Genomic DNA, 25,433 nt, shown 5'->3' with positions numbered 1-25,433 from the left:
AACCCAACCCTCCCCCCGGAGGGGGAGGGAGCAAGACGTCAGTGCGCGAGGATCTTGTTCAAGAAGTCCTTGGTCCGCGGCTGGCGCTTCTCGGGGTTGCCGAAGAAGTCGTCCTTGGTGCAGTCCTCAAGGATCTTGCCGCCCACGTCGATGAAGATCACGCGGCTGGCCACCTTGCGCGCAAAGCCCATCTCGTGCGTGACCACCATCATGGTCATGCCTTCCTTGGCCAGCGTCACCATCACGTCCAGCACTTCACCCACCATCTCCGGGTCGAGCGCCGACGTGGGCTCGTCGAACAGCATCACGATCGGGTCCATCGACAGCGCACGCGCGATGGCCACGCGCTGCTGCTGGCCGCCCGAGAGCTGGCCGGGGAACTTGTCCTTGTGCGCCATCAGGCCCACGCGGTCGAGCATCTTCAAGCCGCGCTTCATGGCCTCGTCGGGCGAGCGGTTCAGCACCTTGATCTGCGCGATGGTGAGGTTCTCCGTCACCGACAGGTGCGGGAAGAGTTCGAAGTGCTGGAAGACCATGCCCACTCGGCTGCGCAGCTTGGGCAGGTCGGTGCTCGGGCTGGTGACCGAGATGCCATCGACGGTGATCTCGCCCTTTTGCACTGGCTCCAGCGCGTTCACGGTCTTGATGAGCGTGGACTTGCCCGAGCCCGAGGGGCCGCAGACCACCACCACATCGCCCTTGTTGATCTTGACGGAGCAGTCGGTCAGCACCTGCACGGGGCCGTACCACTTGGAGACGTTCTTGATTTCGATCATGGCGATTCTCTTCAACGAATAATGGCGATTTTGGCCTGCAGGCGCTTGACCATATAGGACAGCCCGTAGCAGACGGCGAAATAGACGACGGCGGCCAGCAGGTAGGCCTCTTCCGGCCGGCCGTACAGCTTGCCGGCGGTGACGAAGCCCTTCAGCAGGTCGTAGGCGCCGATGGCGTAGACGAGCGACGTGTCCTGGAACAGGATGATGGTCTGCGTGAGCAGCACCGGCAGCATGTTGCGGAACGCCTGCGGCAACACCACGAGCTTCATGTTCTGCGCATACGTCATGCCCATGGCCTGGCCCGCATAGACCTGGCCGCGCGGGATGGACTGGATGCCCGCGCGCATGATCTCGCTGAAGTAGGCCGCTTCGAACGCGATGAAGGTGATGATGGCCGAGTATTCGGCCCGGTTGTTCGCGCCGTTGGGCAGATAGTTGTAGAACCCGGCCGGCACCAGCAGGAAGAACCACAGGATCACCATCACCAGCGGCACCGAACGCATGCCGTTGACGTAGAACGTGGCGGGAATCTCCAGGAATTTCTTGCCCGAAAGGCGCATCAGCGCGAGCACGGTGCCCAGCAGGATGCCGCCCAGCGTGGCGATCACCGTCAGCTGCACGCTGAAGATGAAGCCCTTGACGACGAACTTGCTGATGATGTCCCAGTTGAGGAATGTGAGGTCGAGGCCGCCCATGTCAGTGCCCCCCGCCCGTGCCGGCCACGATGAAGCCGGGGATTCGCATGCGCTTCTCGATGAGCGCGAAGATGCGGTTGACGACGAAAGCCGAGAACGCATACAGCAGCGTGACCGCGAGGTAGATCTCGATGCCGCGCGACGTTTCTTCCTGCGCCTGCAGCGCGAACATCGTCAATTCGGCGATCGACACCGCGAACGCCACCGAAGAATTCTTCAGCAGGTTCATCGACTCGCTGGTGAGCGGCGGCAGGATGATGCGCAGCGCCATCGGCAAGATGACGTAGCGGTAGGTCTGCGCGGTGGTGAAGCCCACCGCAAGCCCCGCGTAGCGCTGGCCGCGCGGCAGTGCCTGGATGCCGGCGCGCACCTGCTCGGCGATCCGCGCTGACGTGAAGAAGCCCAGCGCGAACACCACCAGCAGGAAGCCCGGCACCTGCTGAAACAGCGGGAACGCCTTGGGCACGACGAAGTACCAGATGAACAACTGCACCAGGATCGGGATGTTGCGGAACAGCTCGACCCAGGCGTTCGCCAGGCGCACCACCCAGGGGCTATTGGGAAGGGTTCGCGCGGTGCCGACGAGGCCGCCGACGATGACGGCGATCACCCATGCACAGGCGGCCACGGACAGCGTCCAGCCCCAGGCGTGGACCATCCATTCGAGATACGTGATGTCGGAACCGGAAGACCAGCAAGTGGCCTCCATCGTTCCTTCAGTCGTGGTTTTGCAGAATACCTGCCAGTCCCAAGCCATACAAAGTCTCCCTCCGGGGGATGCGTGAAAATTTTCTTGTGGGCCGGCGCGCGTCGCGCGCGGGCCGGGGCTACCTTAAAGCAGAAACCCCGCCTGGGCAAGCGCGGGCGGGGTTTCGCAAGCTACAGGCCCGGGATCACTTCTTCGCGTAGTCTTCGAGCGGCTTGTCGTTCGGCGTGGTCCACGCGTCCTTGGTTGCGGTGCTGACTGGCAGGCCCACGCGCGTGTTCTTCGGCGGGATCGGCTGCACGAACCACTTGTCGTAGACCTTCTGGATGTCGCCGGTCTTCATCATGTCGCGGATGGTGTCGTCGGCCAGCTTCTTGAAGGCCGGGTCGTCCTTGCGCAGCATGATGGCGATCGGCTCGACGCTGATCACTTCACCCACGATCCGGAAGTCGGCCGGGTTCTTGGCGGTGGCGATGTTGCCGGCCAGGATCTGGCCGTCCATCACGAAAGCGTCGGCGCGGCCCGATTCCAGCAGCAGGAAGCTGTCGGCGTGGTCCTTGCCGAAGACTTCCTTGAAGTCGATGCCATTGGCGCGCTCGTGCTTGCGCAGCAGTTGCACGGAGGTGGTGCCCGTGGTGGTGGCAACGTTCTTGCCGTTGAGCTTGGCCAGCGAGTCGATGCCGGAGTTGGCCTTGGCGGCGATGCGCACTTCTTCCACGTAGGTCGTCAGGGCGAACGACACGTCCTTCTGGCGGGTGGCATTGTTGGTGGTGGAGCCGCACTCGATGTCCACCGTGCCGTTCTGCACCAGGGGGATGCGGTTTTGCGAAGTCACCGGCTGGTACTTGACTTCCAGCTTCTTGCCGGCGGCCTTTTCCAGGTTGGCGATGATGCGCGAGCAGATCTCGACGTGGTAGCCGGCGTACTTGCCGTCACCCAGGGTGTACGAGAGGGCGCCCGACGAATCGCGAACCCCCATGGTCACGACGCCAGAGGCCTTGACCTTGGCGATGGTGTCGCTTGCCTGGGCGAGCGCGCCGCCGGCGGCCAGGGCCGTGACTGCGAGAGCCAAAAGATGCTTCTTCATACAAATCTCCTGTGGTGAAGCGTTAGGGTTAACTGACAACGAAATTCTAGAGACTCGGGCTTTCGGGAATACCCTGAATCTCTTCTCTTCTTCTGCCTATTTCTTTCTCGCGTACAACAAAGCAGGCTTTGTGCCCGCCCTCGTCGTTCATTCAGGCCGCAAGGGTTGCGTCAGCTTTTCGGGCACCAGAAGCTCGTCCATCTGCGCCTTGGTGAGGATGCCCAGGGACTGCGCTACTTCGTCGATGGGCAGGCCGGTGGCCATCGCCGTCTTGGCGATCAGCGCCGCTTTCTCGTAGCCGATGATCGGGTTGAGCGCGGTGACGAGCGTGATCGACTCGCGCACGCGCCGGGCCAGCAGCTCGCGGTTGGCTTCGATGCCGGCCACGCAATTGGTGTTGAGCGTGAGGCACGCGTTGCTCAGATGGGTAATGCTTTTGAAGAGGCTCCAGCCCATGATCGGCTCGAAAGCATTCAGCTGCAGTTGCCCCGCCTCCGACGCCATGGTCACGGTGACGTCGTTGCCGATCACCTCGAACGCCACCTGGTTCATCACTTCAGGAATCACCGGGTTGACCTTGCCGGGCATGATTGACGAGCCGGCCTGCCGCGGCGGCAGCTTGATGTCGCCGAAGCCGGCTTGCGGGCCGCTGGAGAGCAGGCGCAGGTCGTTGCAGGTCTTGGACAGCTTGGTGGCCACACGCTTGAGCACGCCCGACAGCTGCACGAAGGCGCCGGTGTCCTGCGTCGCTTCGACAAGGTTCTTGGCCTTCACCACCGGGATGCCGCTCACTTCGGCGAGGTATTTGCAGGCCAGGTCGGCATAGCCGTGCGGCGCGTTGATGCCGGTGCCGATGGCCGTGGCGCCCAGGTTGATCTCCTGGATCAGCGCACGCGCCTCACGCAGCCGCAACTCGTCTTCCTCGATCATCACGGCGTAGGTCGAGAACTCCTGCCCCAGCGTCATCGGCACAGCGTCCTGCAACTGCGTGCGGCCGATTTTCAGGACGTCCTTGAATTCCTCGGCCTTGGCCTCGAAACCCTGGCGCAGCGTGGCCATCGACGCAAGCAGGCCGTCGATTCCGGACCACAGGGCCAGGCGCACCGCCGTGGGATACACGTCGTTGGTGCTTTGCGAAGCGTTGACGTGGTCGTTGGGATGCAGCACGTCGTACCGGCCCTTTTCCTGGCCCAGCTTCTCCAGCGCGATGTTGGCGATGACCTCGTTCGCGTTCATGTTCGTCGAGGTCCCGGCGCCGCCCTGGATCACGTCGACCACGAACTGCTCGTGGTAGTGGCCTGCGATCAGCTGTTCGCAGGCGCTCATGATGGCCGCGGCGCGCTTGGGGTCCAACGTGCCGAGTTCGGCATTGGTGCGCGCAGTGGCCTTCTTGACGTAACCGAAAGCGCGGATCAGGTCAGGCATCGCCGACACCGGCGTGCCCGAAATGGGAAAGTTCTCCACCGCCCGCGCCGTGTGCACGCCCCAATAAGCTTCGGCGGGAATTTGCTTTTCGCCCAGGAAATCTTGCTCAATGCGGAAGGTGGTTGGCATGCGGTACAGATCGGTTTTGCGGGTGGCGCGAACTGTAGGGCCGCCCCGCATTCAGCGCCAATGCTGTTTGCGCGGCCGATTATGCAAATTATTTATAGATGCCAAAAAGCATCACTTCACGCTACTGTTCGACGCCAAATACGCCCAGAGTGCCTGCGCCGTCCCCTTCGGCGCCTCCTTGCCTACGGGTTTCTCCCGATAAGCGCGCACGTCCATCGTCATCTCCAGGCCCTTCGTTTCGGGCGTCGCCGCGTTGACGAGGCGCTTCGATCGCAGCTCTTTTTTCACGGCGCTGTACGGCAGGAACGCAACGCCATGGCCTTCCAGTGCCATCACCTTCAGGCCCTCGGCCATGTCGGTTTCATAGACCCGGTCCAGATGGATCGCGGTGCTGGACTGCTTCAAGATCAGGTCCGTCACGCGCCCCAGGTAGGCGCCGGGCGCGTAGCCCAGGTACGGCAAGGGCTGGCCGGCGCGGCCCGGCAGCTTGAACATCGGCTCGCCATTCGAATCCGCTTTGCAATAGGGCGACAGCACCTCTTCGCCCAGTGTCACCATCTCGTAGCGGTCGGCATCGAGCTGGAAGGGCTGGGAGGCGTGGTGGTAGCCGATGAAGATGTCGCAGCCGCCTTCCACGAGGCGCATCACGGCGTCGTGCACGTTGAGCGCGATCAGCCGGCTCTTGATCGGTCCGAACTTCTCACGCAAGGACGACACCCAAGCCGGGAAGAAGGTGAACGCGAGCGTGTGCGGCACCGCGAACTCGATCACGTCCTGGCCCGCGGCGGAATGCCCGCGCAGCATGGCGCGTGTGCTTTGCAGGGCCTGCAGCATCTCCAGCGATTGCGCATACAGCGTTTCACCGGCAGGCGTGAGCCGCGTCGGGTAGGAACTGCGATCCACCAGGTCGGTACCCGCCCAGGCTTCGAGCGCCTGGATGCGCCGCGAGAAAGCGGGCTGCGTCACGTGGCGCAGCTGGGCCGAGCGGCTGAAACTCCGGGTTTCGGCAAGGCTCACGAAGTCTTCAAGCCATTTGGTTTCCATGGCTAGGGCCTGTTCACACTGTTTATGCCAGTGCGAACGTGTTTAAAACCGCGCCAATCTAGGCGCGCGACGACGCCAAGGCTTGACGCCTTGGCTAGGAGCGTAACAACGAGTGGCGCGGTTTTAAGCACGTTCCCTCCGGGTTGCGGCCAAAAAGGCCATGCGCCGCGTTGCGAAGCCTGGCCGGACGTTGAGTCCGGCTGCGTTTCGCGCCTTGCGCATGACCTTTTTGATCCGCAACGCATCTGGCAAAAACAGTGTGAACAGGCCCTGATTATTGCGGTAGCGGCTTACACGCGGCTGCGGTACAGCGCGGCGTGGTCCAGGGCGTACTCCGCCAGCGGGCCGTGGCGGACGTCGGCCAACGTGAACTGCGCTGGCGGTTTGAGGTAAGCAAACACGCTGCGAGGAGCGCCTCGCGACGCACCACGCAACTCCACTTCAATGGATGCGCGAACGTAGCCGTCAGGCTCGCCCACCCGCTCGAGCTGGTCCATCAGGGACAGCGCCGCATCGTCGACCTGGAACACCTGCCCCGCGACCTGGTGGCCCTCGCCTGCACTATGCACCAGCCACGGCGAGCAGCGCTCGCCCACGAGGTAAAGCGGGAAGCGATCCACAGTGACGAACTCGCCAGGCACTCGCGCGCCCTGGTTCACGTGGAAGTTGGGGAAACCCTCCTTGAGCGTGCCGAACACGAAGACCAAGTGCATCGCGGACTCACTTGTTCGGCGCGGCCACCCGAGCGTCGCAACTCACCCGGCTCATCGGAAAGTCGATCACGCGCAGCGATCCGTTGCGCGTGCCTTCGATGCGGGCCGCCAGCTTGCCGTCGGCTTCGAGCTTGTAGGCGACACGCTGCGGGAAATCATGCTGGGCATTCTCGAAAACCACTTCGTTGTCGCTCATTCGCAGCATGGCGAAAGCTGCCGAGCGCTGGCCCGCGGGATGCGCGACGAAAGAAAGCACGCCATCGGCGCCCACGCGAATCTGCATGAATTCGTGCGTCACCGTCTTGCCCTGCTTGACGGTGCGGCCCATGCCCATCATGGTGTCGCCCGCTGCGGGCATCCAGTATTCCTCGGACCCGGCCTCCCCGCTGGCCGCCTTCCAGCAACCGCCCAGCCAAGCCAGCCGCGCGAGGTCGGCGTTATGGGATTGCCCTTGCGCGGGAGCGCAAACACCGGCCACCAACGCCAATGCGAAGAGAACGTTGTTCGTGCGAAAGAGCTTCATGGGAGTCTCGTCGTGCAGTATTGCCGAACTTTGCCGCGGGACAAAGCCTCTTTCGAAGTCATCGCGTCAGCGCAGTTCCTTGCGCACCACGAGCTTCAGGCCGGACCACACTTCGGTGACGGCGCAGACCTTCACATCCACGAAACCCAGCGGCAAGGCCACCTCGCGGATGGTGTCCTCGCTGATGTCGGTGGGCACCTTGGATGCCTTCTTCGGCCACGACACCCAAAGCATGGCGTCCGGCCGCAGGCTCTTGCGCAGCGACGCGAGGTGGCGCACGAGATCCTTTCTGGCCGTTGCGAAGACATGCGCCATGTCGGTATCGGCCGCAGGCCGGCCGGTGAAGCACACCCCCGCCGGCAGTGGCTCCAACAGTTCGGCGTACTCCACCGGCGCGTCCACCAGAAACACGCGCGCGCCTTCCTTGATGCCGAGCTTCCTGACCAGCGGCGTGCCTGAATAGCCGGGAGCTTGCGTGCTCATGGCGCTGCTCCAGCGGGTTCGCGCCGAAACTCTCGTCGGCAGTGCGCCATCATGATGGCTCCCGCCGTTCGAAGCGCGGACTGGACGGAACGTTTGACGGTGGCCAGCATGGGGTTCGTCAAAAGAGCTGTGCGAGCGCGCTTTGCACACCCAACTCGGGGCTGGAGAGGACTTCGACGCCGAAGTCCGCCAGCATCGGCGCGGCCGGGGCCATCGAGGCCTGCGCGAGGACGACCACGTCGCACGTCCCCGCGGCGCCGCGCACAGCGCGAGCCACCGCTTCGGCATACGCCGCATGGTCCTGCCGCAGAAAATGCGCCCAAGCGCCTTCCACCAGCAACGGCTTCAGTTCAATCTGGGTGGCCATTGCGGTGGCCGATTCGCGGATCAATTGCGCCGTGGGCTCGAGCGTGCTTTCGAGTGCGGCGACAACGAGCACGCGGGGCCCCAGCCGCACCGCCCGGTCGGCCATGGCGCGATCGATGCGCATCGCCACGAAGCGCCCGCCGGTGGGCGTGCGTTCGGCCGCGCCGCCGATGGTGGAACAGGTGCAGATGACGACGGCCGCACCACCATCGGCTGCCGAAACCATCGCCGCCTGCACACGGTCGATCAACGCCGGCTCGGCCGCGCCGACGCGCTGGGCCTGCGCCAGCAGGTCTTCCGCCACCACATGATCGATCTTGACTTCGGGAGCGGCAGCGCCGGCCAACCGGGTGAACGTTTCCACATGGACCGGCGAGGTATGGAGGAAGGCGATGCGGCGTTGCATGGATCAGGGGCGAGCCTTCCGCACCATCATGTACTTGACGATGCCGTGCGGGTAGACCGCATGCTCATACCGCACCTCATAGCCGAGCGAGCGATAGAACTCGGGCGCCTGGAAGCTGAAGGTCTCGAGATAGAACGTCTCGCAGCCGCGGGCCTGCGCGCGGGCTTCGAAGTCGCGCACCAGCCGCGCGCCGGCGCCGTGCCGCCGATAGGCCGCCTCGACCCAGAGCTGCTGCAGCTCGCAGCACGGCCCCCACGTGCGTCCGATCGCGCCGCCCACCACTTCACCGGATGCGAGCCGGGCGAAGCAGGACAGTGGCCGAACCTCGTGCAGCGGCGCAGCTTGGTCATTGAAACTGCCCAAGCCTTCGTCGACGAGCCGCGCCTCCTCTGCAGGGAGGTCGTCATGGACGGTGTAGGCAATGGGCGTCATGAATCTTGTTGCGCGGGCTCCACCCGCACGAATCGCCGCTGGGCCACGCCATCCACTTCGACGTGCCCGAAGAACATGGCGTGGGGACGCACCCACCATCCTGAATCGTCATAAAGCGGCCGGTACAGCACCAGTGGTTCCAAAGTTTCGCTGTGGCGCACGACACCGCTGACCTCGTAGTCGCCGCCCTTGTAGTGCCGGTAGAGGCCGGGAGGCGCCTCTGGCAGCGGAGAAAGTTCGCGGCTCATGGCGCGCCGGGTTTGCCCGCCCGCAACTGCTTGAGCTGCGCCGTCATCCAATCGGCGCTGGGCACTTCGCGCTGGTCCGCGCACTTGACGAGATAGGGTTTGCCGCTGGCGCTGCTCTTGCTGCCAGCGAGCGCGATGAAGTCTTCGGTGGTGCTTTGCGGCCGCCTGTCTTGCAGGTGCTGGTATTTCTTCGCCAGGTGGGTGCGCGCCTCGGCGGCGTCATACCAGCTGCCGTTGCGCTGGAACCGGCAGCCCGACGCGGCGAGCCGTGACAGCAATTGCTCGACTTCGGCATGGGGCTGCGCGGCGAACGAACTGAAGACCGTCGTGGCCGCAAGAAATGAGATGGCGAGGCGCTTCATCGCGAAAGCGAGGCCAGGCACAAGTCAGGCGCTACGTCCCGGCGTCGTGTACCGGCGGACGATGTCGGCCAGCGAACGTTCATTCAAGTCCTTGAACTCCCCCGCGTCGAAAAAGCGCCCACTGCACGACGAGCAGGCCTCGAACCAGATATGCGGCTGGTCGTTGTCGACCATGCGGATCAACGGTGTGTTGGCGCACTTGGGGCAATTGATTCGGTCCACCGAGTTGAAGCGCGCGCCGCGCTCGGCGCTGCCGACGTCGATTTCCGCGGCGTGCGCTGCCTGGCTCTTCACTTCTGCCCGGTCGAACCACATGCCGCCGCAATCCTGGCAGCGGTCGACGGTGCCGGCATCGGTGGTGACGGGTTGCATGGTGCCTTGGCACTTGGGACATTTCATGGCGGCGCTCACTCGCGGAATGACTGTAGTCTGAAGTATGGCAGAACGGCTACCGCCTTCGCGCATCCCAATCCTTGCGAAGCAGCGAATACTGGAGCATGTCGTGGTATTGACCGCGCCAGTAGCCGAGTTCGCGCAGCAACCCTTCGTGCTGGAAGCCCAGCCGCGAAACGGAGTCGATTGACGCGGTGTTCTCGGGATGCACCTGCGCCTCGACGCGATTCAACTCCATGTGGGCGAACCCCCAATCCAGCACAGCCGTCAGCGCCTCATGCATGTAGCCCTTGCCTTGCGCGCCCGCCGCCAGCTCGTAGCCGAGGGTGCACTTGCGCCAGAGGCGATGCCCGGCGAACAAGCCGCAGGTACCAACCAGATGCTGCTCACCCTTCACCTGGATGCCCCAGCGCGTTCCAGGATTCGGCTGGGCACGCCACGACGCGAATATCTCCACGAGCTTTTCCGCACCGGCGAGATCTTTCAGCGGATCGACACCGAACCAGCGCATCAGCGTTTCGTCGCCATGAATGGCAAACAGGGCGCCCGCATCATCGGCCACGATCTCGCGCAACACGAGCCGCGCCGTCTCGATCGTCGGGAAAGTGGTCATCTGCTGACCCCGCGGACCACGCGGGCGATGAACGCACCGCACGATACCGCCAGCACCACGCCGGTCACGGCCTCCGCCCAGATGGTGATGTTCGCCGCGATCGAATGCTCCGAACACAGCGCCAGCCAATAGTGCCCGAGGCCGTCGAGTCCCATCGCGCCATAGGCCAGCAGGAACGCGGCGCCGACGATCGTCCAACGCAAGCGCAAGGCCGCGAAGCCGATGGCGCCGACGCCGGTGATGGCCAGCCACACCAGGTAGACCTGCTCGCGGGTCAGCCCCTTGCGCATGTTCGGATAGAACGCGATGTACTCGGCGTTGTGACTGAAATGCGCGAGGCTCGCGGCGAAGTAGAGCACCGCGAACGCCCACACATGCTGGGGAACACGGCTGCTTGGAACGAACAGCGCGGGGGTCATGTCTTGTGCGCCGGGCTAAGAGCCGCGGTCCGACGGATGGTGAACGCCGTCGCTGACGGGCACATCGGGGATCAGGTACGGGTCCACCCCTTCCAGGCACCCGACGTTGTAGCCGTATTGGTGCCGGTTGGAGCGCCGCTGGTGGTGCGTGTACACGCCGCAGACGGAGCAGAAATAGTTGCCTACCTGCTTGATCATGAAGGGGTGCGTTGGCTTGGCCGCTTCAGGTCGCGGGCCGGCGAAACGGGTCGATCGTCCCCGCGTCATAGGCCTGCAAGGTGGGCGGGCTGTCGCACAATTCCGCGAGCGCCTTGCCGAACTGGCGCGAGGCTGCCACCTGAAAGTGGGCCTGAAGCGATGCCAAGTCTTCCCATTGCTCCAGAAAAACCAGGCGGCTCGGGCTCTCGGCGTCACGATGAACCGAGTGCGAAATGCAACCACTCTCGCCGCGAGAGCGTTTGACGTGTTCGAGACTCAGCGCGAGAGCTTGCTCTTCGCGCCCACCGCGCACGCTGGCACTACCAATGACGACGATCATTTCGGCAACCTGGGTTAACGTATCGCGCCCGGCTGGATGCAGACGGACACCGAAACACTTCCCGCCAGGGGCCTGTTCGAACCGATGCGCGCGTCGAAATAGGTCAGCTGCTGCATCGAGGTATTGCCAAAGTCCGTGGTGACCACGAGCTTGGAGCCGTAGACGTAAGGGCCACTGATGGATTGTTGAGCGCCGTCCAGGTAGAACGCATCGATGTTCGGATAGGCGGCTGTCGCGCTGATGGCGTAAGCCGCCGGCATGTTGACGATCCGGGAATTGGCGACGCAGCCGATGGGAAGCATGCCGTTTCCGAAGGGCGGGTTCAGCGCCGGCCCTTCGCCCTGGGTTTCGTAGACGCCCGGGTCGACCGAGCGAACGCAAAGGCCGTCGGTTCCGTTGGTGCCACGCCGGTTGGGAACGCGCGGATCCATGAAACCGCCGCCCATGAAGACCTTCGAGACAAACTCACCCCGGCTCACCGGCACAGGTATGGCGCGTGTCTGCTTCCGGTTCCATGCGTTGGGGAAGAAGTCGTTGCTGGAGAACGTGCCCAGCGTCACGAGGCGGCCGGGCAGGCACTCCAACACCGGCGCTACGACCCACTTGCCCTCTGGGTAAGGCAGCAGCGAGCGCCACGTGCCGCCCTCGGTCTGCACTCGCGCATCGCCCGTGGTCTCGTTGAGGCAGGTATCGGTCCCTGGGATGTAATGGAAGCCCGGGCCATAGAGCGAACAGATCCTCACGTACTCCACGGGAATGGCGTTTGCCGTGGGAGCGAGCAGCAGCCCGGCGAATAACGCAGACGACATCAAGTGCATCTTCATGGTGCGCTCCGTAGGGTCTCGTGCAAAGGGCAGCTCGGGCTGCTACGTGCCTCAGCAGTATAGCGTGCGGCCCGCTGCGCCTAGACCAGGACATCGCGGATGGACGCATCCTTGTCGAACTGTGCCTTCGCAAACGGGCACAGCGGGACAACCTTGATGTCCGCACTGCGGACCCACCCGACAAGCGCTTGGAGCAACTTCCGCCCCACGCCCTGGCCGCCCAGGGACGCATCGACTTCCGTGTGATCGATGATGATCAGCGATGCGTTGGTGCGGCTATAGGTCATCTCGGCGAGGCGCTGCCCGCCGTTCTGGACGAAGAACGCCCCTTTGGCGCCTTCGTCTTCGTGCTCGATTGAATATTCCATAGTGTGCTGGCTGGCGGATGGGGTTGTGATGAAAGGGTGTGCCTGCGGCATCGACGATGCTTGTTATCTGTCACGGCGCTTTGTCTGCGAGCTCGATGTCATTCTCAGCGGCCCAAGCACGCAATGCCTGGCCGATGCCGTTCGCCTCGTATGTGTGCCAAGCGTCCAGCATCCCTGCAGCTTCGAGCAATCCCTTGAATTTCGAGTACGCCCCAGGCCTCGCGAAAAAGCCTCGAATCTCCATCGAATGCTCCGGCACGTGTTCAGCCGCGAACTGGAGCGCAAGACTCCTGCCCAGGTCCAGCTCATTCTTGCTCGGAACCGGCAAGTACAACGATTCGTCGCCCACGTCGGCAGGAGGTTCTTCGCCAACATCATCAAAGTCGGAGACAAGCCAGACCTTCCCCGACCCGAGAGTCACAAACGCTTCATTCTCGAACGGGCCGACAACGCTGACCCATTCAAACGCCTCGAGAAGTTCGGAAAAAAGGACGCGAGTGGTCATTTTTAATCTCACGAATAACGTGGAAGTGACAGGCGGATCATGGGCAGGCGAACGCCCGCTGCCAGGATGTTACTCGGCCTCGATTGCTTGCTTCGCCCACTCGAGTAACTGTTCTTGACTCTCAAGCAGCTCCTCGGGCACGGCGAAGTACTTTCGAACTTGCACGAGTCCATTCTTTGTCGAGTAGGAAAACGGCTTCGAACCCTCCGCCTCGTACCTTTGCCGCGTTTCGTTGTTGACGCGAAAGTACAGCGTGCTGCCCATGATCATGGCGAACTGTACTTGGCGATATTTGAAGGCGAGCCCACCAAAGAACTTGCCGTCCGTGAGCGCGCCGACGGGGGTAAGCAGATCTCTGATGTGTTCGACAAACGGGGGGCTTGCGCTCATAGTGTTCTCTCATGCCTAGCGTGAAAGTATTCAAAGGGAACCACCGAAACCGAAACCGTTTCAATGACACACAGCGGAACTCCATCCCAGTCGGTGACGACGCTCAGATCGCCCGGCTTCGGAGGAGGCCTTTTCTCTCCGTCAAAGGACCACGCCAAACCGGCGGTGGCGCGCTTCTTTCCGGCAAGAACCAAAGTCGCGAGGTGGTTCGCGCCGGATTCGTTGTCGTCAAAGTGTGTAGCTTCATAGAAGCGAGACGTGACGTGCGCGCCACGTGCCGCTTCGAATGCAGCCCAGAATGGCGCGATCGCTGCGGGGATCGAGGGCGTGTTCATCTCTGTTGCTCTCCTTCCTCTATGTCCATAGGACCGCGAGGCGCGCTCATCAACCGTTCTTCAAGTCCAGCCGCATCAGAGCGTTCGGAATGGTGACGCCGCGGAGCACTGGGTTGCGGTGCTCGACCACACGAAACCCAAACCTCTCGTAGAACCCCTGCGCGGTTCGGCTCACATCGGATGTCACTTCAGACAAGCCAAGGCACCGGGCTTCCTTAAGAATCCGCGTCATGAGCATCGTGCCGAATCCGCACCGCGGGTACGCCCCCGAGACGAAGAAGTGGTCGATGTAGCCACTGGCCTGGATGTCCGCGTATGCCACGACGGTTCCGTCCAGTTCTGCCACGAAGGGGTTGATGCCGCGAATACGGGCCTCCCAAAGCCTCGAATCCAGATCGCGCGGAGCCCAGGCCTCGATCTGATCCGGAGTGTAGTCACGACTCGCCACAAAGTGGATTGCCGAGTAGTAGACGGCAAAGAGCGCGGGTTCTTCTCCTTCTCTGTAGCGACGTACAAGCACGGTGTCATTCATGAGGTCAACGTTGGCGTCGCCGGTGCCGCGGGTGTCCGCGTCGATTGACATGTTATACGGCAAGCCGTCCAGTGCTAGACTGAGCCCTATGAACGCGCGCGTGGACCACATATTGGACGAGGCTCTGGCACTTCCTGCCGATGAACGCTCGGCAGTTGCTGTTGCATTGCTCGACAGTTTGGAAAATGCCGACACTGCCTCGGTATCCGAAGCTTGGCGCGCCGAAATCAAACGCCGCCGCGACGAATTGCGTGCCGGCAATGTGCGTGCTGTTCCGTGGGCTGAAGTAAAGCAGCGTTTTCGCTCGCTGTGACTCGCTTCACGATAGTCGTCCTTCCGGACGCGGAAGCGGACATGCGCGATGCCTTCCTTTGGTACTTTGACAAGAGTCCACTCGCAGCCGACGCGTTTGGCACAGAAGTGGACGCTGCAATAGACGGTTTGGAACAAACCGCGGGCGACTGGCCGAAGGATGAGGATGGAGTTCGCTTCTATCACCTCAAACATTTTCCATTCACCCTACGATATGAGATAGCCGGAAGTGAAGTGACGGTACTCGCCGTGGCTCACCAACGCCGCGAACCGGGCTACTGGGACCGTCGCTGACCGCGGCCAGTCTTCTTGCCGTATAACGTTTAACGTGGAGGTAACCGGCGCTGCGCGGCCGTTTGCGCAGCGTCCGTGTTGACCGCCCAGTTCGACCTCATTCTCACGCTCTGCGGGAATGGCGAGCTACATACTGACGAAGCACGCCATCCATTTTTGATTGCCAACCGTCACCAGTGGACTTGAAATAGGCGACCACTTCCGGGCTGTACCGTACAGACACCAATAGTTTTCTATTTTCCGATTTCGGCCGACCCCGCAACGCACGCATGGGAACCATGGCCTTTAGCTGCGCTGGCGTAAGAGGCTGCGCATCAGGATCGTTGCGAGCCGCCTTTGTAATGGCCTTATCCTCCTCAACGCTAGGCAAGACGACGGCAGGTCGCTTAGAGATTTTCGACATAGTGCTTCACCTCACGACGAGTAGCTCGGCGCAGACTGATGATTCTCAATACTTCGCCGTTATCAACAAAGGCTACGTAGTACAGGATCTCGGTCTTTGGCGCGAGCGCGATCATGCGCAATTCGTCATATTCAAAGCGTTCGTCTACCCATACCAGCGCAGCTTCCCAATTGAGTTCTTCAGCCAAGGCCAGCGATACGCCGTGCTTTTCAAGATTCGCTGAGTCTTTGGCCGGGTCGAACTCAATTCGCATGCTTTAATGTAGCTACACTAAATGCGCTTGTCAAGTGTGTCAGCGGGTGAATCAGCGCATGCGATCCGATGAGGTCGAACGTGAAGATGACCGGACCACCAACATGAGCGGCGAAGCCGCCTCCTGCTGTTGTGGGTCCGTGTCGATTGACATGTTCGACGGCATTGCTCAGAGCGGAGGAGGCTGACCGCGGCTCTCATGCCAGAAACCCACGATTTCCAGGAACTTGCCTCGCACCCGGTAGTAAACGAAGTAGCGTATTCGGCCGAGATATAGTCTGCGAACGATATCGGCGCGAGGAATCTCGACTCTTGTACCGATGCCAGGCTCGCGAGCCAATAAGGCAAGGGCGGACTCAAGGTCTTTGCGAATGGCTCCCGGCGCGGCCGGTCGATTCTCGAACCACCACTCCGCGGCCTTTTCAATTTGCCGCAGAGCGCGTGGCTTGATCCGAACGACGAATCCCAAGGTCAGCCGAACCGCTGGAGGCGTGCGAAGAGCTCCTTAGCGGATACACCTTCTTCGAGATCGGCCTCATCAAGCGCCTCAAGAAGCTCAGCCTCATCGGAAGGCGAAAGGCGAGCAACTTCGTCGTCATCACGGGTCAAAACCGTAACGACAGTTCCCTCTGGCAGGGTGAGTCCTTCGACCACGACCTTGCCATCTACGACGGTGCCAGTAGCTAGCTGCATAAGGCAATGGTACTGCAACGCGGCGCGAGATGCGAGACTGCCGTTGAACGTAGAGATGACCGGCGACCAACATGAGCGGCGAAGGCGCCTTCCTGCTGTTGTGCGTCCGTGTCGATTGACATGTTAAGCGGCGCTTTCACTTTCGCTGCAACCCCTCTAGATACGACGCGATTTCCACTTGACCCCGCTCCTTCGCAAATGCAGCGGCATCCATGGCCTCCATGGATTCCCCGGTGTACCGGATGTCTGTGTCTATCCCGGCTTGGACAAGCACACGAACCACTTGGAGGTGACCTCCGTAGACTGCGCCGAAAAGAGGATTGCGCTCGGGTTCAGAGATGTCCAATGTGGCTCCAGCCTCCAGAAGGTACCTCACTATGTCCAGGTACCCATTCGATGCCGCAACATTGATGGGAGCGCCAGCAAAAGTGCCACCGCGACGGTTGACATCTGCACCAAGAGACACCAAACCGCGCACCACCTCCATGTGGCCATGGGACGCCGCCACATGGAGAAGGGAGCCAAACGGTGTTTCAGCCTGAAGAAGCTCAGGGTGACGGTCAAACAGCTCACGAAATGCGTCGAATTGGCCGGCGACGACTGCGCGATACGCCTCTAATGCAACCTGTGCCGTCATGTGCCGTTTAACGTGAAGATGACCGGACCACCAACATGAGCGGCGAAGCCGCAGCCTGCTGTTGTGGGTCCGCGTCGATTGACATGTCTACGCAGGACTGCATTTGTACGTATGCCCAAAGTTTTCCTCACGATATCCATGCCCATAGTTTGCCGCACGGGTGCTGGCGAGCCAACTCGCCCGAGCACCGCATTTCCTCTGACGTGACCCATAGTTTGCCGCACGGGTGCTGGCGAGCCAACTCGCCCGAGCACCGCATTTCCTCTGACGTGATGAGGCCATGGCGCGAAGGCCAACGAATGCAGAGACCTGGCCGGAGATGTCGGTGGGCAGCTGCTTGGACGTCGGCGTCGCGACTCGCCCGAGCGTTGAGATGAGACCCCCAGAAAAGCAGAGCCGCTACGAGCGAACGGAAACGATTGACGCCATGCGTGAGGTTGCGAAGCCGGTCGCGTGATGTCTGCGCGCGCCACTGCCTTCACCCCGCCGTATAACGTGAAGATGACCGGACCACCAACATGAGCGGCGAAGCCGCAGCCTGCTGTTGTGGGTCCGTGTCGATTGACATGTTATGGGGCAGGACGGCCTTTCTTGCACGTGCTCATAATTTTCCTCGCGATACCCATGGCCGTAGTTTGCCGCACCGACGCTGGCAAGCCAACTCGCCCGAGTACTGCGCCTCCTCCAGTTTGAGGAGGCCGCGGCGCGAAGGCCGACGAATGGCGAGACTCGGCCGGAGATGTCGGCAGGCCAATGCCTGGAAGCCGCCGCCGCGACTTGCCCGAGCGCCCGGGTGCGACCCCCAGAAAAGCGGAGCCGCTACGAGCGATGTGCAACGCTTGACGCCGTCCATGCGGTGCGAAGCCGATCGCGTGAACGCTTCGCGCACCACTGCGTTCACCCCGCCCTATAACGTAAAAATGACCGGACCACCAACATGAGCGGCGAAGCCGCAGCCTGCTGTTGTGGGTCCGTGTCGATTGACAAGTTAGGAATCATGCCACCCGAGACCTTCGAACAAACAATCCGCCCGCTAGGGTGAGGGGAACGGCAAGCAGAAATGCGGGGACGTTGTACCAAAGCGGATAGGCATTCATCTGGAGCGGCATGAACAAGCACGCGCTGTAAAGAACAACGACCACGCCGACCGCGAGGGCGTTAGCCACCTCCGCACCTCGAGCCAGTCGCCCCGCCACCCATCCGGAGACGAAAGACGAGGCCAACGCTCCGACCAAACTCATTCCAATGAATTCGGGCATTTCGTTCAAGGCGGCAGCTGGATCGCTGGTGTGTGCCAATCGAGGAAACAATGCCCATGCGACTGCGGTGCTCCACAGCAGTCCAGCAAGGAATCCAGCCAGTACCCCGATCACGACGGCTCGAACGCTCACGCTTCGCAAGATGATTCCTAACGTAAAAATGACCGGACCACCAACATGAGCGGCGAAGCCGCCTTCTGCTGTTGTGGGTCCGCGTCGATTGACAAGTTAGATTTCAATGTTGGCCAAATCTAGCAATGGTTCGAGGTCAATGTACTTGCGGTGTGCTCCAGTTCGACTGTCGTCGCCGCCCGACAGCCTCTTCAAAGGCTCGTCGCTCCAAAATGCATGCCACTCGCCAGGCGACCGAACGATCAAATCCAACGTGGCTGCATCCGAGCCAGTGGCGGCCATTCGTTCTCGGGCGAGCGCTGAGAGTGAAGCAAACTCGTCCGCCTCTAGTTCCAGCCGAACTTTCTTTGCCGCTCGGAACAACTGTTGTCGAATCGCGAAGAAGTCAGCGCTTGCAGCCATGCCCGCTGTGGAGTCCTTCAACTCGCAGTTTAGAAAGACAACGGTAGTCGCGGTCGGAGCCAAGTTCCAAATTGCCTGGACAAGCTGGTGGCCTACTAACGCGGTCTGAGAGCGATCGGCTTTCACTTGAGATCTAACGTGAAAATGACCGGACCACCAACATGAGCGGCGAAGCCGCAGCCTGCTGTTGTGGGTCCGTGTCGATTGACCAGTTAAAGTGCATTGGCAACTGCCTTCCCTCTGTGCTGCCACCACTGTGCCACAGCCAGCAGAGCCGGGAAAGCAAGAGCGAGAGCTGCCACCAGGCGAAAGCCTTGCCGCTCAAAAAGAGACAGGCTGACGTGGGACTGCTCGAAGTCGCACGTGGACCGGACGTGATCGAAACTTCCCCCCTTATCCAAGCAACTGTCGATTGCAACCATGTCGCGAAGTACGGGCAAGAGAATCCACAGCCCGAGAGCGACCACTAAGGCTCCGACAACCCGCCGAGCCATCACCAGGCGAGGCGAAGACGGCGACCCAGATGCGCGCGTCGGCAGAAACAGCCGAACTGCTGCGGCAGAGGCGAGTAAGAACACAGAGCCCCACAGGTTCGCATTCTTCAAGGCTCGTTCGCCAGTAAAAAGCATGATGCCCTGAAAGAAACCCATAAGCCCGTAAAGGGAGACCAGCACAAATAGGCACCCGAGCGCGATGTGGAGTCGTCTGCGGCGGATCACAAGCTGCTCTGCACGTGCGCTTTAACGTAGAGATGACCGGACCACCAACATGAGCGGCGGAGCCGCATTCTGCTGTTGTGGGTCCGCGTCGATTGACCAGTTAAGCATCGTCCTTCTTCTCGAAGAAACCGGTAGCCTCAAGAATGTCATGGTGCCGCTTGTGGGAAATTCCGGCGCGCTGCTCATGCGACAAAGCATGCGACGAATCGGTAACGTACACGGCGGGACGCTCGCCGGCTTTCCGCAACCGTACTTCCACCGCTAGCCCAATCGTGCCCCCATAGCCTGGCACGTCATTGGCAATTTTTCCAGCAAAGGTGAACAGGTCAGGAGCTTCTTCCTCGAACCCCGCGAGATAGCGATCATGATGGGCCTGAGCAATTTCCACCCAGACACCCCAGCAAAACTCGTCTTCACTGCTCTGAACGGGCAATGGCAAGACACCACGCACATAGTAGCGAGCCTCATCCAAAGCGCAGAAATCAGCGTTGCTTCGCGAACGCAAATATCGATCAAGATAGCCGAGAGAGTGCACTTCGTCCGGAAGCCGAAACCCGAAATCCATCGGGAGTCCAGCGTGACGCTCGCCACACGTCTGGCAGATGAAAGATTGGTCGTCGCTCATTTGGTAGATGTTTAACGTGAAGATGACCGGACCACCAACATGAGCGGCGAAGCCGCAGCCTGCTGTTGTGGGTCCGTGTCGATTGACATGTTATGGCGTAGGCCGGCCTTTGTGCACGTGCTCATTGTTTGACGCTCGATAAGAACGACCATAGTTTGCCTCACGGATCCTGGCAAGCCAACTCGCCCGAGTGCTGCGCCTCCTCCGATTTGATGAGGCCAGGGCGCGAAGGCCGACAACCGCCGAGACCTGGCCGGAGATGTCGGCAGAAAAAAGGCCTGGGCGCCGGCGCCGCGACTCGCCCGAGGGAGGAGATGCAACCCCCAGAAAAGCGAAGCCGCTACGAGCGATGTGCAACGCTCGACGTCATCCATGCGGTGCGAAGCCGATCGCGTGAAAGCTTCGCACACCACTACCTTCACCCCACGCTATAACGTGAAGATGACCGGGCCACCAACATGAGCGGCGAAGCCGCAGCCTGCTGTTGTGGGTCCGTGTCGATTGACATGTTATGGGGCAGGACGGCCTTTTTGCACGTGCTCATAATTTGTCTCGCGATACCCATGCCCATAGTTTGCCGCACCGACGCTGGCAAGCCAACTCGTCCGAGTACTGCGCCTCCTCCAATTTGAGGAGGCCGCGGCGCGAAGGCCAACGAATGGAGAGACTCGGCCGGAGATGTCGGCAGGCCAAGGGCTTGGATGGCGGCGCCGCGACTCGCCCGAGCACCAGGGCGGAACCCCCAGAAAAGCGCAGCGGTCCGAGTGAATGGCAACGATTGACGCCGCTTGTGAGATCGCGAAGCCGGTCGCGTGACAGCTTCGCGTACCACTGCCTTCACCCCGCCCTATAACGTAAAAATGACCGGACCACCAACATTCGCGGCGAAGCCGCAGCCTGCTGTTGTGGGTCCGTGTCGATTGACCAGTTAGCCTGCGCCGATGGCCGCATGAATCGATGCTTCGCTTCACCGCGAAACCATCAGCCCTCTTCGCATGCCATCTGCGGACTCGGCCAAAGGCTCACCCCAAACGTAGATATGATCAACGTCGCTGACCATCGCGCCTATGAGCCCCGCCGCGATTCCTGCGCCGAGTCCGGCAGCGCCGGGAGATACCATCGCAGGGCTATTAGCGACGATGTTGACTACGGCGACCGTTGATGGATCCGGAGACGTCCGAGAGGACTGCTGTTTCCTCAGGACGTCTTCCAGACTCTCGCCCATAATGTTTCCGCGCCTCCCATCGGTGAATATTCGCGGAACAGCTCGTGAGTCTCGAGGAAGCCACACTCCGCCGGGGATCAGAACGAACCAGCGGTCACCGAGCTTTCTCCATACAGAGTAGCCGGTGCCCATGTACAGGCGACCGAACTCATTTTCCCATTCAAGATGGTACTCACCCGGTAGGAGGTTCACTTCGTGAACGTTTCCACCCATGATGAACTTGTACGAAAGTTGGGCCGGAACCGTCACGGTCTCAGAGCTCGCCGGAACTCTCTTCAGGTTAGCCATGATTGATGTTCGTTGGGGGTCGGTCGCGCAGCCAACTAAGAACAACAGCGCCCCTATTAATGCAGAAAGAATGCGACTACTCATATAGGTTCTCCTCGATTCCGAGCAAACAACGGTGCTGCACGCAGGCTAACGTGAAGATGACCGGACCACCAACATGAGCGGCGGAGCCGCATCCTGCTGTTGTGGGTCCGCGTCGATTGACAAGTTAAGCATCAGACCCCTCACTTGGTTGTCGTCGCGTATGGTTCAGACCGGGGGACGACAACTGTACCGTCGAACAAGACAACTGCAACTAAGTCTGCACCCCACACTTTTCGCCCCGCAATCACCGGTTGAAACTCGATGCGGTAGAACCAACGCTCATCGACTCCATGCCCCGTTTGAGACTGCGTGCGCAACATTACTTGGCTTAAGGCGAGCTTGTTCACGTCGGCGTGTCGTTTACGCAGCCATGAGTCAGCAATTTCCACTGCCTTCGCAATAGGCAGCGGCGGCGGATTGGTAGAGGATGGATGCCATTTCGGCTGCGCGCGCCACTTCTCGTGACTCACCTCCCAATTCTGCATGACGTTGTCGCGCCCTTCCCCGATCAGTGAAACCCCGACCGGCTGCGCGCCGACGGCCGCGGGCATCAGCGCGAAGATGAAAAGCAAGAAGAAGGGGCCGACGTGCATGATGATGTTTAACGTGAAAATGACCGGACCACCAACATAAGCGGCGAAGCCGCAGCCTGCTGTTGTGGGTCCGCGTCGATTGGCAAGTTAGACGGCATGCTCATCCTCGTGAAAGAAGCAATGCCCCTTGTTTGGAGCAAGCAGCCAATCGCGGAAGCCGACGCGGTTGCAGGACTCGACGGCAAGACTTGGCGGCGCTCCTTCATTCCTGGGGCCGTACTCCCCGAACGTCCAAAGTTGACGCACCGTCGCTAGCGCCCGGGCGCTGGCCACCGCGTCGCTCGTAGCCCAAATCGTTCGCGAAGTGTAGAAGCCGATGATGGGCTTGGACGGATCTGCCCCTGGCAATCGAATGCCTTCCGCCTGCACCAGAACCGTGTAGAAGGGCATAGCGTCGTTCTGCCGTCTAACGTAGAGATGACCGGACCACCAACATGAGCGGCGAAGCCGCAGCCTGCTGTTGTGGGTCCGTGTCGATTGACAAGTTAGAGCGTTTCATTTGCCGTCCCGTGTCTCGCGCAATGCGATTTCCGACCACCGCGCTACCGCCTCGTCTGAATCGGCTGCGAGTTTTCGGATTTGGTAGATCTCCTCGGCCTCGAGCGTACGCAACCCGGAGATCACCTGCAGCGCCTCACGGCGTACAAATGGACTTGAATCCGACAACGCTGTGAAAACGCAGGCTCGCGCCTCGAGGTCTAGGGAGGCCAATTTTCCAAGAGCCGCAATACAAGCTTGGCGAACGCCAAACGCGTGGTGTTCCCGTGCAGTGTTGAGAAGACTTGAGACGACCGGTCGGGCACGATCACCAAGGCAACCAAGGGCAATCGCAGACCAGAATGCGACTTTCTCGTTCGAGGAGCGAAGACCTTGCGAGATTGGCAGAACATCAACATCGTCCAACGGCGACAGTCCCCCCAGTCGCAACGTAGCCTCCTTCCGCTGAGCGTCATCGGATCCGTCAAGCGCCTCCAGCCAAGGGGTAGGGTCGATCAGCACTGAGCTCTAACGTAAAAATGACCGGACCACCAACATACGCGGCGAAGCCGCCTTCTGTTGTTGTGGATCCGTGTCGATTGACATGTTAAGCAGCATCGTCACAGGTTACGCAGATGGTCACGCTCGGGGAGGCAACTTGCCCTCTGGAATCGGCGACTCGCAGCCGGTTGCACCCTTTTCGACAATCACTACTTCGATGTCCACCCTTTGATTCCAGCCATCCACCAGCTTGTTCTCTTTCTTTGAATGCCATCGCTCGCCGTCGATGAAGAACTTGTGGCCTGGAGCTCCGGCCAGTTGGAGCAGTCGCTTTACCTCCCCCGCCCTAAGACGAGCAAGGTCCAGTGGCCTCTTCTCGCGACTTGACGAGTTTGCGCCGATCACGACATGCTCGGCACTCAAGGCCCAACAACCTAGGCGAAGAAGAATCTCTCGCTGGTCCGCACTGAGCGTCGAACTTCCCTCTGCGAAGTATAGGGTCCTCGAAAGTCTTAATGGCGATCTTGCTTCGGCGGCGCAAGCGACTGCCAACAGAAGGAGAGCTGCCAGGGAGCGAGCAACTAAGTTCATGCTGTTTAACGTGAAGATGACCGGACCACCAACACAAGCGGCGAAGCCGCAGCCTGCTGTTGTGGGTCCGTGTCGATTGACAAGTTATACGGCATTTCGCGATGCTCCGATTACCCATGAAACATCGTCGTGGAATGAGTCAATCACCACGCCCACACCGCTTTTTCGCACGTACTCGGCGACATCGGCGTCAGGGCTGCGGCAGAGGTCAGGGTTTGTCTTCGGCGGCGAAGCGCCAACAGTGAGTTGCCAGTTGCCCATATACAACCAATCCAGCATTGCTTCGCCGCTCACCCCAACGGGTAGCCACCAAAGGTGCGGCTCCACTTGATCAGTTCCATCAATTCCGTCAGGGCATTCTTCGTAGCGCACATACGCTCGATGCGTGCGACAAATCGTCTCCAGCACCGCCGCCTTGTATTGCCGCTCCCTTTGAGACGTGCCCTCAACTCGCCACACCGAAGCGCCTTCGAAGTCCTGCCGTCCTCCGAGAGAGTCGAGCACCGCCACGACATCCGCGCTGTCACTCATGCCGTATAACGTGAAGATGACCGGACCACCAACATCAGCGGCGAAGCCGCCTCCTGCTGTTGTGGGTCCGTGTCGATTGACAAGTTATGGGGCGGGACTGCCTTTGTGCATGTGCTCATTGTTTGCCGCGCGATACGCATGACCATAGCTTGCCTCACGGATGCTGGCAAGCCAACTCGCCCGCGTGCTGCGCCTCCTCCGATTTGATGAGGCCAGGGCGCGAAGGCCAACAAGCGGCAAGACCTGGCCGGAGATGTCGGCAGGCAAACCGCCTGGGCGCCGGCGCCTTGACTCACCCGAGTGCCAGGGTGCGACCCCCAGAAAAGCGCAGCGGTCCGAGTGAATGGCAACGATTGACGCCGTTTGTGAGATCGCGAAGCCGATCGCGTGACAGCTTCGCGTGGCACTGCCTTCACCCCGCCCTATAACGTGAAGATGACCGGCGCACAACCTTCGCGGCGAAGCCGCATTCCTGCAGTTGTGCGTCCGTGTCGATTGACATGTTAAGCCTCATTTTCCCTATTCCGCTTGACGACTCTACCAATAAGAATGCTCGCGTAAAGGCCAACACCGAGCAGCGATATTCCAGACGACAACAAGACAGGAAGCGGGCGCGAGAGTTCAGGCGCTGCCGCGAAGAGCGAAACCACGAGCGCCCCGACAGCAGCTACCGCCGCCAATTCAAATTTGTTTGCGAGAGTCGCACGCCAACACCAATATGCGACACCACCGGCGAGCACACTACCAAAGATGAACCAAGAGTTCAGGCGAAAAAGTGCGACGCACGCCGCTGAGGACACCAGCACCACGCCGAAAACCACACCGGCACTCCTCTCCATCGCGGTAAAGCGCGCAGATGATTCACCGGCTGGCTGCAAACGCGTGTCCATGAGGTTTAACGTTGGAGATGACCGGACCACAACACGCGCCGCGAAGCGGCGTCCTGCTGTTGTGGGTCCGTGTCGATTGACCAGTTGGACGAAGCCGCTACGCGGAGGAATCCCTCTCCTCGCTGGCACGATCTGTACTGCATGACGCTCCCTTCAATCCCGATGGGGGTGATTTTGCAGCAACTCGTGAGGATCAACCAGCATGGCTAC

39 protein-coding genes are annotated in these 25,433 nt (G+C 61.0%); 2 read left to right on the top strand and 37 right to left on the bottom strand.

The features are described 5' to 3' along the window. Positions 1-38: 38 nt before the first annotated feature. From EEB15_RS29355 to EEB15_RS29240, 24 genes are all read right to left on the bottom strand, one after another. Positions 39-776 carry an amino acid ABC transporter ATP-binding protein gene (locus EEB15_RS29355; protein ID WP_141513527.1) on the bottom strand — a complete coding sequence of 246 codons (738 nt, stop codon included), beginning with the start codon at positions 774-776 and terminating at the stop codon, positions 39-41. Positions 777-787: 11 nt separating this feature from the next. Then, complete coding sequence (locus EEB15_RS29350) at positions 788-1,474, bottom strand: amino acid ABC transporter permease (RefSeq protein WP_141513526.1); 687 nt, start codon at positions 1,472-1,474, stop codon at positions 788-790. Between the two features lies 1 nt (position 1,475). Next, a complete protein-coding gene (locus EEB15_RS29345; RefSeq protein WP_141513525.1) occupies positions 1,476-2,231 on the bottom strand; it encodes an amino acid ABC transporter permease in 756 nt (251 codons plus the stop codon). A 136-nt stretch (positions 2,232-2,367) separates the two neighbouring features. Then, positions 2,368-3,267 carry an amino acid ABC transporter substrate-binding protein gene (locus EEB15_RS29340; protein WP_141513524.1) on the bottom strand — a complete coding sequence of 300 codons (900 nt, stop codon included), beginning with the start codon at positions 3,265-3,267 and terminating at the stop codon, positions 2,368-2,370. Positions 3,268-3,414: 147 nt separating this feature from the next. Continuing rightward, complete coding sequence (gene aspA / locus EEB15_RS29335; protein ID WP_141513523.1) at positions 3,415-4,821, bottom strand: aspartate ammonia-lyase; 1,407 nt, start codon at positions 4,819-4,821, stop codon at positions 3,415-3,417. A gap of 111 nt (positions 4,822-4,932) precedes the next feature. Continuing rightward, positions 4,933-5,865 (bottom strand): LysR family transcriptional regulator, encoded by a 933-nt coding sequence (locus EEB15_RS29330; RefSeq protein ID WP_141513522.1) that lies wholly within the window; start codon positions 5,863-5,865, stop codon positions 4,933-4,935. A 290-nt stretch (positions 5,866-6,155) separates the two neighbouring features. Then, the gene (locus tag EEB15_RS29325) at positions 6,156-6,578 is read right to left on the bottom strand and encodes a gamma-glutamylcyclotransferase (protein WP_141513521.1); all 423 of its coding nucleotides are present in this window, start codon (positions 6,576-6,578) and stop codon (positions 6,156-6,158) included. 7 nt (positions 6,579-6,585) lie between these two features. Next, positions 6,586-7,101, bottom strand: a complete 516-nt coding sequence (locus EEB15_RS29320) for a DUF6265 family protein (protein ID WP_141513520.1) — start codon at positions 7,099-7,101, stop codon at positions 6,586-6,588. Positions 7,102-7,167: 66 nt separating this feature from the next. Then, entirely contained in the window at positions 7,168-7,584 is a 417-nt protein-coding gene (locus tag EEB15_RS29315; protein WP_141513519.1) for a DUF3052 family protein, read from the bottom strand. Positions 7,585-7,702: 118 nt separating this feature from the next. Beyond that, positions 7,703-8,356 (bottom strand): Asp/Glu/hydantoin racemase, encoded by a 654-nt coding sequence (locus EEB15_RS29310; RefSeq protein ID WP_141513518.1) that lies wholly within the window; start codon positions 8,354-8,356, stop codon positions 7,703-7,705. 3 nt (positions 8,357-8,359) lie between these two features. Continuing rightward, positions 8,360-8,788, bottom strand: a complete 429-nt coding sequence (locus EEB15_RS29305) for a GNAT family N-acetyltransferase (protein ID WP_141513517.1) — start codon at positions 8,786-8,788, stop codon at positions 8,360-8,362. Continuing rightward, complete coding sequence (locus tag EEB15_RS29300) at positions 8,785-9,036, bottom strand: DUF1653 domain-containing protein (protein WP_141513516.1); 252 nt, start codon at positions 9,034-9,036, stop codon at positions 8,785-8,787. The genes EEB15_RS29305 and EEB15_RS29300 overlap by 4 nt, the downstream gene beginning before the upstream one ends. After that, positions 9,033-9,398, bottom strand: coding sequence for a DUF5329 domain-containing protein (locus EEB15_RS29295; RefSeq protein WP_141513515.1), 366 nt, complete (start codon positions 9,396-9,398; stop codon positions 9,033-9,035). The genes EEB15_RS29300 and EEB15_RS29295 overlap by 4 nt, the downstream gene beginning before the upstream one ends. Before the next feature lie 24 nt (positions 9,399-9,422). Next, complete coding sequence (locus EEB15_RS29290; RefSeq protein ID WP_141513514.1) at positions 9,423-9,797, bottom strand: zf-TFIIB domain-containing protein; 375 nt, start codon at positions 9,795-9,797, stop codon at positions 9,423-9,425. A gap of 49 nt (positions 9,798-9,846) precedes the next feature. Next, the gene (locus EEB15_RS29285) at positions 9,847-10,404 is read right to left on the bottom strand and encodes a GNAT family N-acetyltransferase (RefSeq protein ID WP_141513513.1); all 558 of its coding nucleotides are present in this window, start codon (positions 10,402-10,404) and stop codon (positions 9,847-9,849) included. Then, complete coding sequence (locus EEB15_RS29280) at positions 10,401-10,823, bottom strand: hypothetical protein (RefSeq protein WP_141513512.1); 423 nt, start codon at positions 10,821-10,823, stop codon at positions 10,401-10,403. The genes EEB15_RS29285 and EEB15_RS29280 overlap by 4 nt, the downstream gene beginning before the upstream one ends. A 15-nt stretch (positions 10,824-10,838) precedes the next feature. Continuing rightward, positions 10,839-11,021: a hypothetical protein gene (locus EEB15_RS29275; protein ID WP_199236663.1), complete on the bottom strand. Its 183-nt coding sequence runs from the start codon at positions 11,019-11,021 to the stop codon at positions 10,839-10,841. Between the two features lie 25 nt (positions 11,022-11,046). Next, positions 11,047-11,361, bottom strand: coding sequence for a putative quinol monooxygenase (locus tag EEB15_RS29270; protein ID WP_141513511.1), 315 nt, complete (start codon positions 11,359-11,361; stop codon positions 11,047-11,049). Positions 11,362-11,375: 14 nt separating this feature from the next. After that, positions 11,376-12,185, bottom strand: a complete 810-nt coding sequence (locus tag EEB15_RS29265) for a porin (RefSeq protein WP_141513510.1) — start codon at positions 12,183-12,185, stop codon at positions 11,376-11,378. Between the two features lie 80 nt (positions 12,186-12,265). Further along, complete coding sequence (locus EEB15_RS29260; RefSeq protein WP_141513509.1) at positions 12,266-12,553, bottom strand: GNAT family N-acetyltransferase; 288 nt, start codon at positions 12,551-12,553, stop codon at positions 12,266-12,268. A gap of 70 nt (positions 12,554-12,623) precedes the next feature. Then, on the bottom strand, positions 12,624-13,058 hold the full coding sequence (locus tag EEB15_RS29255; RefSeq protein ID WP_141513508.1) for a hypothetical protein: 435 nt from the start codon (positions 13,056-13,058) through the stop codon (positions 12,624-12,626). 69 nt (positions 13,059-13,127) lie between these two features. Next, on the bottom strand, positions 13,128-13,448 hold the full coding sequence (locus tag EEB15_RS29250; RefSeq protein WP_141513507.1) for a TfoX/Sxy family protein: 321 nt from the start codon (positions 13,446-13,448) through the stop codon (positions 13,128-13,130). Then, entirely contained in the window at positions 13,445-13,783 is a 339-nt protein-coding gene (locus EEB15_RS29245) for an ASCH domain-containing protein (protein WP_141513506.1), read from the bottom strand. The genes EEB15_RS29250 and EEB15_RS29245 overlap by 4 nt, the downstream gene beginning before the upstream one ends. 49 nt (positions 13,784-13,832) lie before the next feature. Next, complete coding sequence (locus EEB15_RS29240; RefSeq protein ID WP_233259663.1) at positions 13,833-14,366, bottom strand: GNAT family N-acetyltransferase; 534 nt, start codon at positions 14,364-14,366, stop codon at positions 13,833-13,835. 37 nt (positions 14,367-14,403) lie between these two features. Here EEB15_RS29240 and EEB15_RS29235 point away from each other — a divergent pair, with 37 nt between their 5' ends. Further along, positions 14,404-14,628 carry an addiction module protein gene (locus EEB15_RS29235; RefSeq protein WP_141513505.1) on the top strand — a complete coding sequence of 75 codons (225 nt, stop codon included), beginning with the start codon at positions 14,404-14,406 and terminating at the stop codon, positions 14,626-14,628. Next, complete coding sequence (locus tag EEB15_RS29230) at positions 14,625-14,921, top strand: type II toxin-antitoxin system RelE/ParE family toxin (protein WP_255466388.1); 297 nt, start codon at positions 14,625-14,627, stop codon at positions 14,919-14,921. The genes EEB15_RS29235 and EEB15_RS29230 overlap by 4 nt, the downstream gene beginning before the upstream one ends. 103 nt (positions 14,922-15,024) lie before the next feature. Here the strand turns inward: EEB15_RS29230 and EEB15_RS34490 are convergent, their stop codons facing one another. From EEB15_RS34490 to EEB15_RS29160, 13 genes are all read right to left on the bottom strand, one after another. After that, positions 15,025-15,324, bottom strand: coding sequence for a BrnA antitoxin family protein (locus tag EEB15_RS34490; protein ID WP_141513503.1), 300 nt, complete (start codon positions 15,322-15,324; stop codon positions 15,025-15,027). Continuing rightward, complete coding sequence (locus EEB15_RS29220; protein WP_141513502.1) at positions 15,308-15,577, bottom strand: BrnT family toxin; 270 nt, start codon at positions 15,575-15,577, stop codon at positions 15,308-15,310. Before EEB15_RS29220 ends, EEB15_RS34490 begins: the two co-directional genes overlap by 17 nt. Before the next feature lie 168 nt (positions 15,578-15,745). Beyond that, positions 15,746-16,045, bottom strand: a complete 300-nt coding sequence (locus tag EEB15_RS34675; RefSeq protein WP_141513501.1) for a type II toxin-antitoxin system RelE/ParE family toxin — start codon at positions 16,043-16,045, stop codon at positions 15,746-15,748. A 2-nt stretch (positions 16,046-16,047) separates the two neighbouring features. After that, positions 16,048-16,269: a hypothetical protein gene (locus EEB15_RS29210; protein ID WP_141513500.1), complete on the bottom strand. Its 222-nt coding sequence runs from the start codon at positions 16,267-16,269 to the stop codon at positions 16,048-16,050. Positions 16,270-16,405: 136 nt separating this feature from the next. After that, positions 16,406-16,906 carry an ankyrin repeat domain-containing protein gene (locus tag EEB15_RS29205; protein WP_141513499.1) on the bottom strand — a complete coding sequence of 167 codons (501 nt, stop codon included), beginning with the start codon at positions 16,904-16,906 and terminating at the stop codon, positions 16,406-16,408. A gap of 1,487 nt (positions 16,907-18,393) precedes the next feature. Beyond that, positions 18,394-18,720 (bottom strand): hypothetical protein, encoded by a 327-nt coding sequence (locus tag EEB15_RS29200; protein WP_158290273.1) that lies wholly within the window; start codon positions 18,718-18,720, stop codon positions 18,394-18,396. 798 nt (positions 18,721-19,518) lie between these two features. Continuing rightward, entirely contained in the window at positions 19,519-20,043 is a 525-nt protein-coding gene (locus EEB15_RS29195; RefSeq protein WP_141513497.1) for a DUF2199 domain-containing protein, read from the bottom strand. Between the two features lie 967 nt (positions 20,044-21,010). Next, entirely contained in the window at positions 21,011-21,640 is a 630-nt protein-coding gene (locus EEB15_RS29190) for a hypothetical protein (protein ID WP_158290272.1), read from the bottom strand. A gap of 140 nt (positions 21,641-21,780) precedes the next feature. After that, on the bottom strand, positions 21,781-22,233 hold the full coding sequence (locus tag EEB15_RS29185; protein ID WP_141513495.1) for a hypothetical protein: 453 nt from the start codon (positions 22,231-22,233) through the stop codon (positions 21,781-21,783). A gap of 87 nt (positions 22,234-22,320) precedes the next feature. Continuing rightward, a complete protein-coding gene (locus EEB15_RS29180; RefSeq protein WP_141513494.1) occupies positions 22,321-22,623 on the bottom strand; it encodes a hypothetical protein in 303 nt (100 codons plus the stop codon). Positions 22,624-22,728: 105 nt separating this feature from the next. Further along, positions 22,729-23,232: a HEAT repeat domain-containing protein gene (locus EEB15_RS34670; protein ID WP_141513493.1), complete on the bottom strand. Its 504-nt coding sequence runs from the start codon at positions 23,230-23,232 to the stop codon at positions 22,729-22,731. Between the two features lie 654 nt (positions 23,233-23,886). Next, positions 23,887-24,333, bottom strand: coding sequence for a hypothetical protein (locus tag EEB15_RS29165; RefSeq protein WP_141513491.1), 447 nt, complete (start codon positions 24,331-24,333; stop codon positions 23,887-23,889). A 503-nt stretch (positions 24,334-24,836) separates the two neighbouring features. Further along, complete coding sequence (locus EEB15_RS29160) at positions 24,837-25,223, bottom strand: hypothetical protein (protein ID WP_141513490.1); 387 nt, start codon at positions 25,221-25,223, stop codon at positions 24,837-24,839. Positions 25,224-25,433: the final 210 nt, after the last annotated feature.

The sequence above is a fragment of the Ramlibacter sp. WS9 genome (assembly GCF_003797765.1).
Classification (GTDB): domain Bacteria; phylum Pseudomonadota; class Gammaproteobacteria; order Burkholderiales; family Burkholderiaceae_C; genus Ramlibacter.
This window is presented reverse-complemented; position numbering and strand designations above follow the sequence as displayed.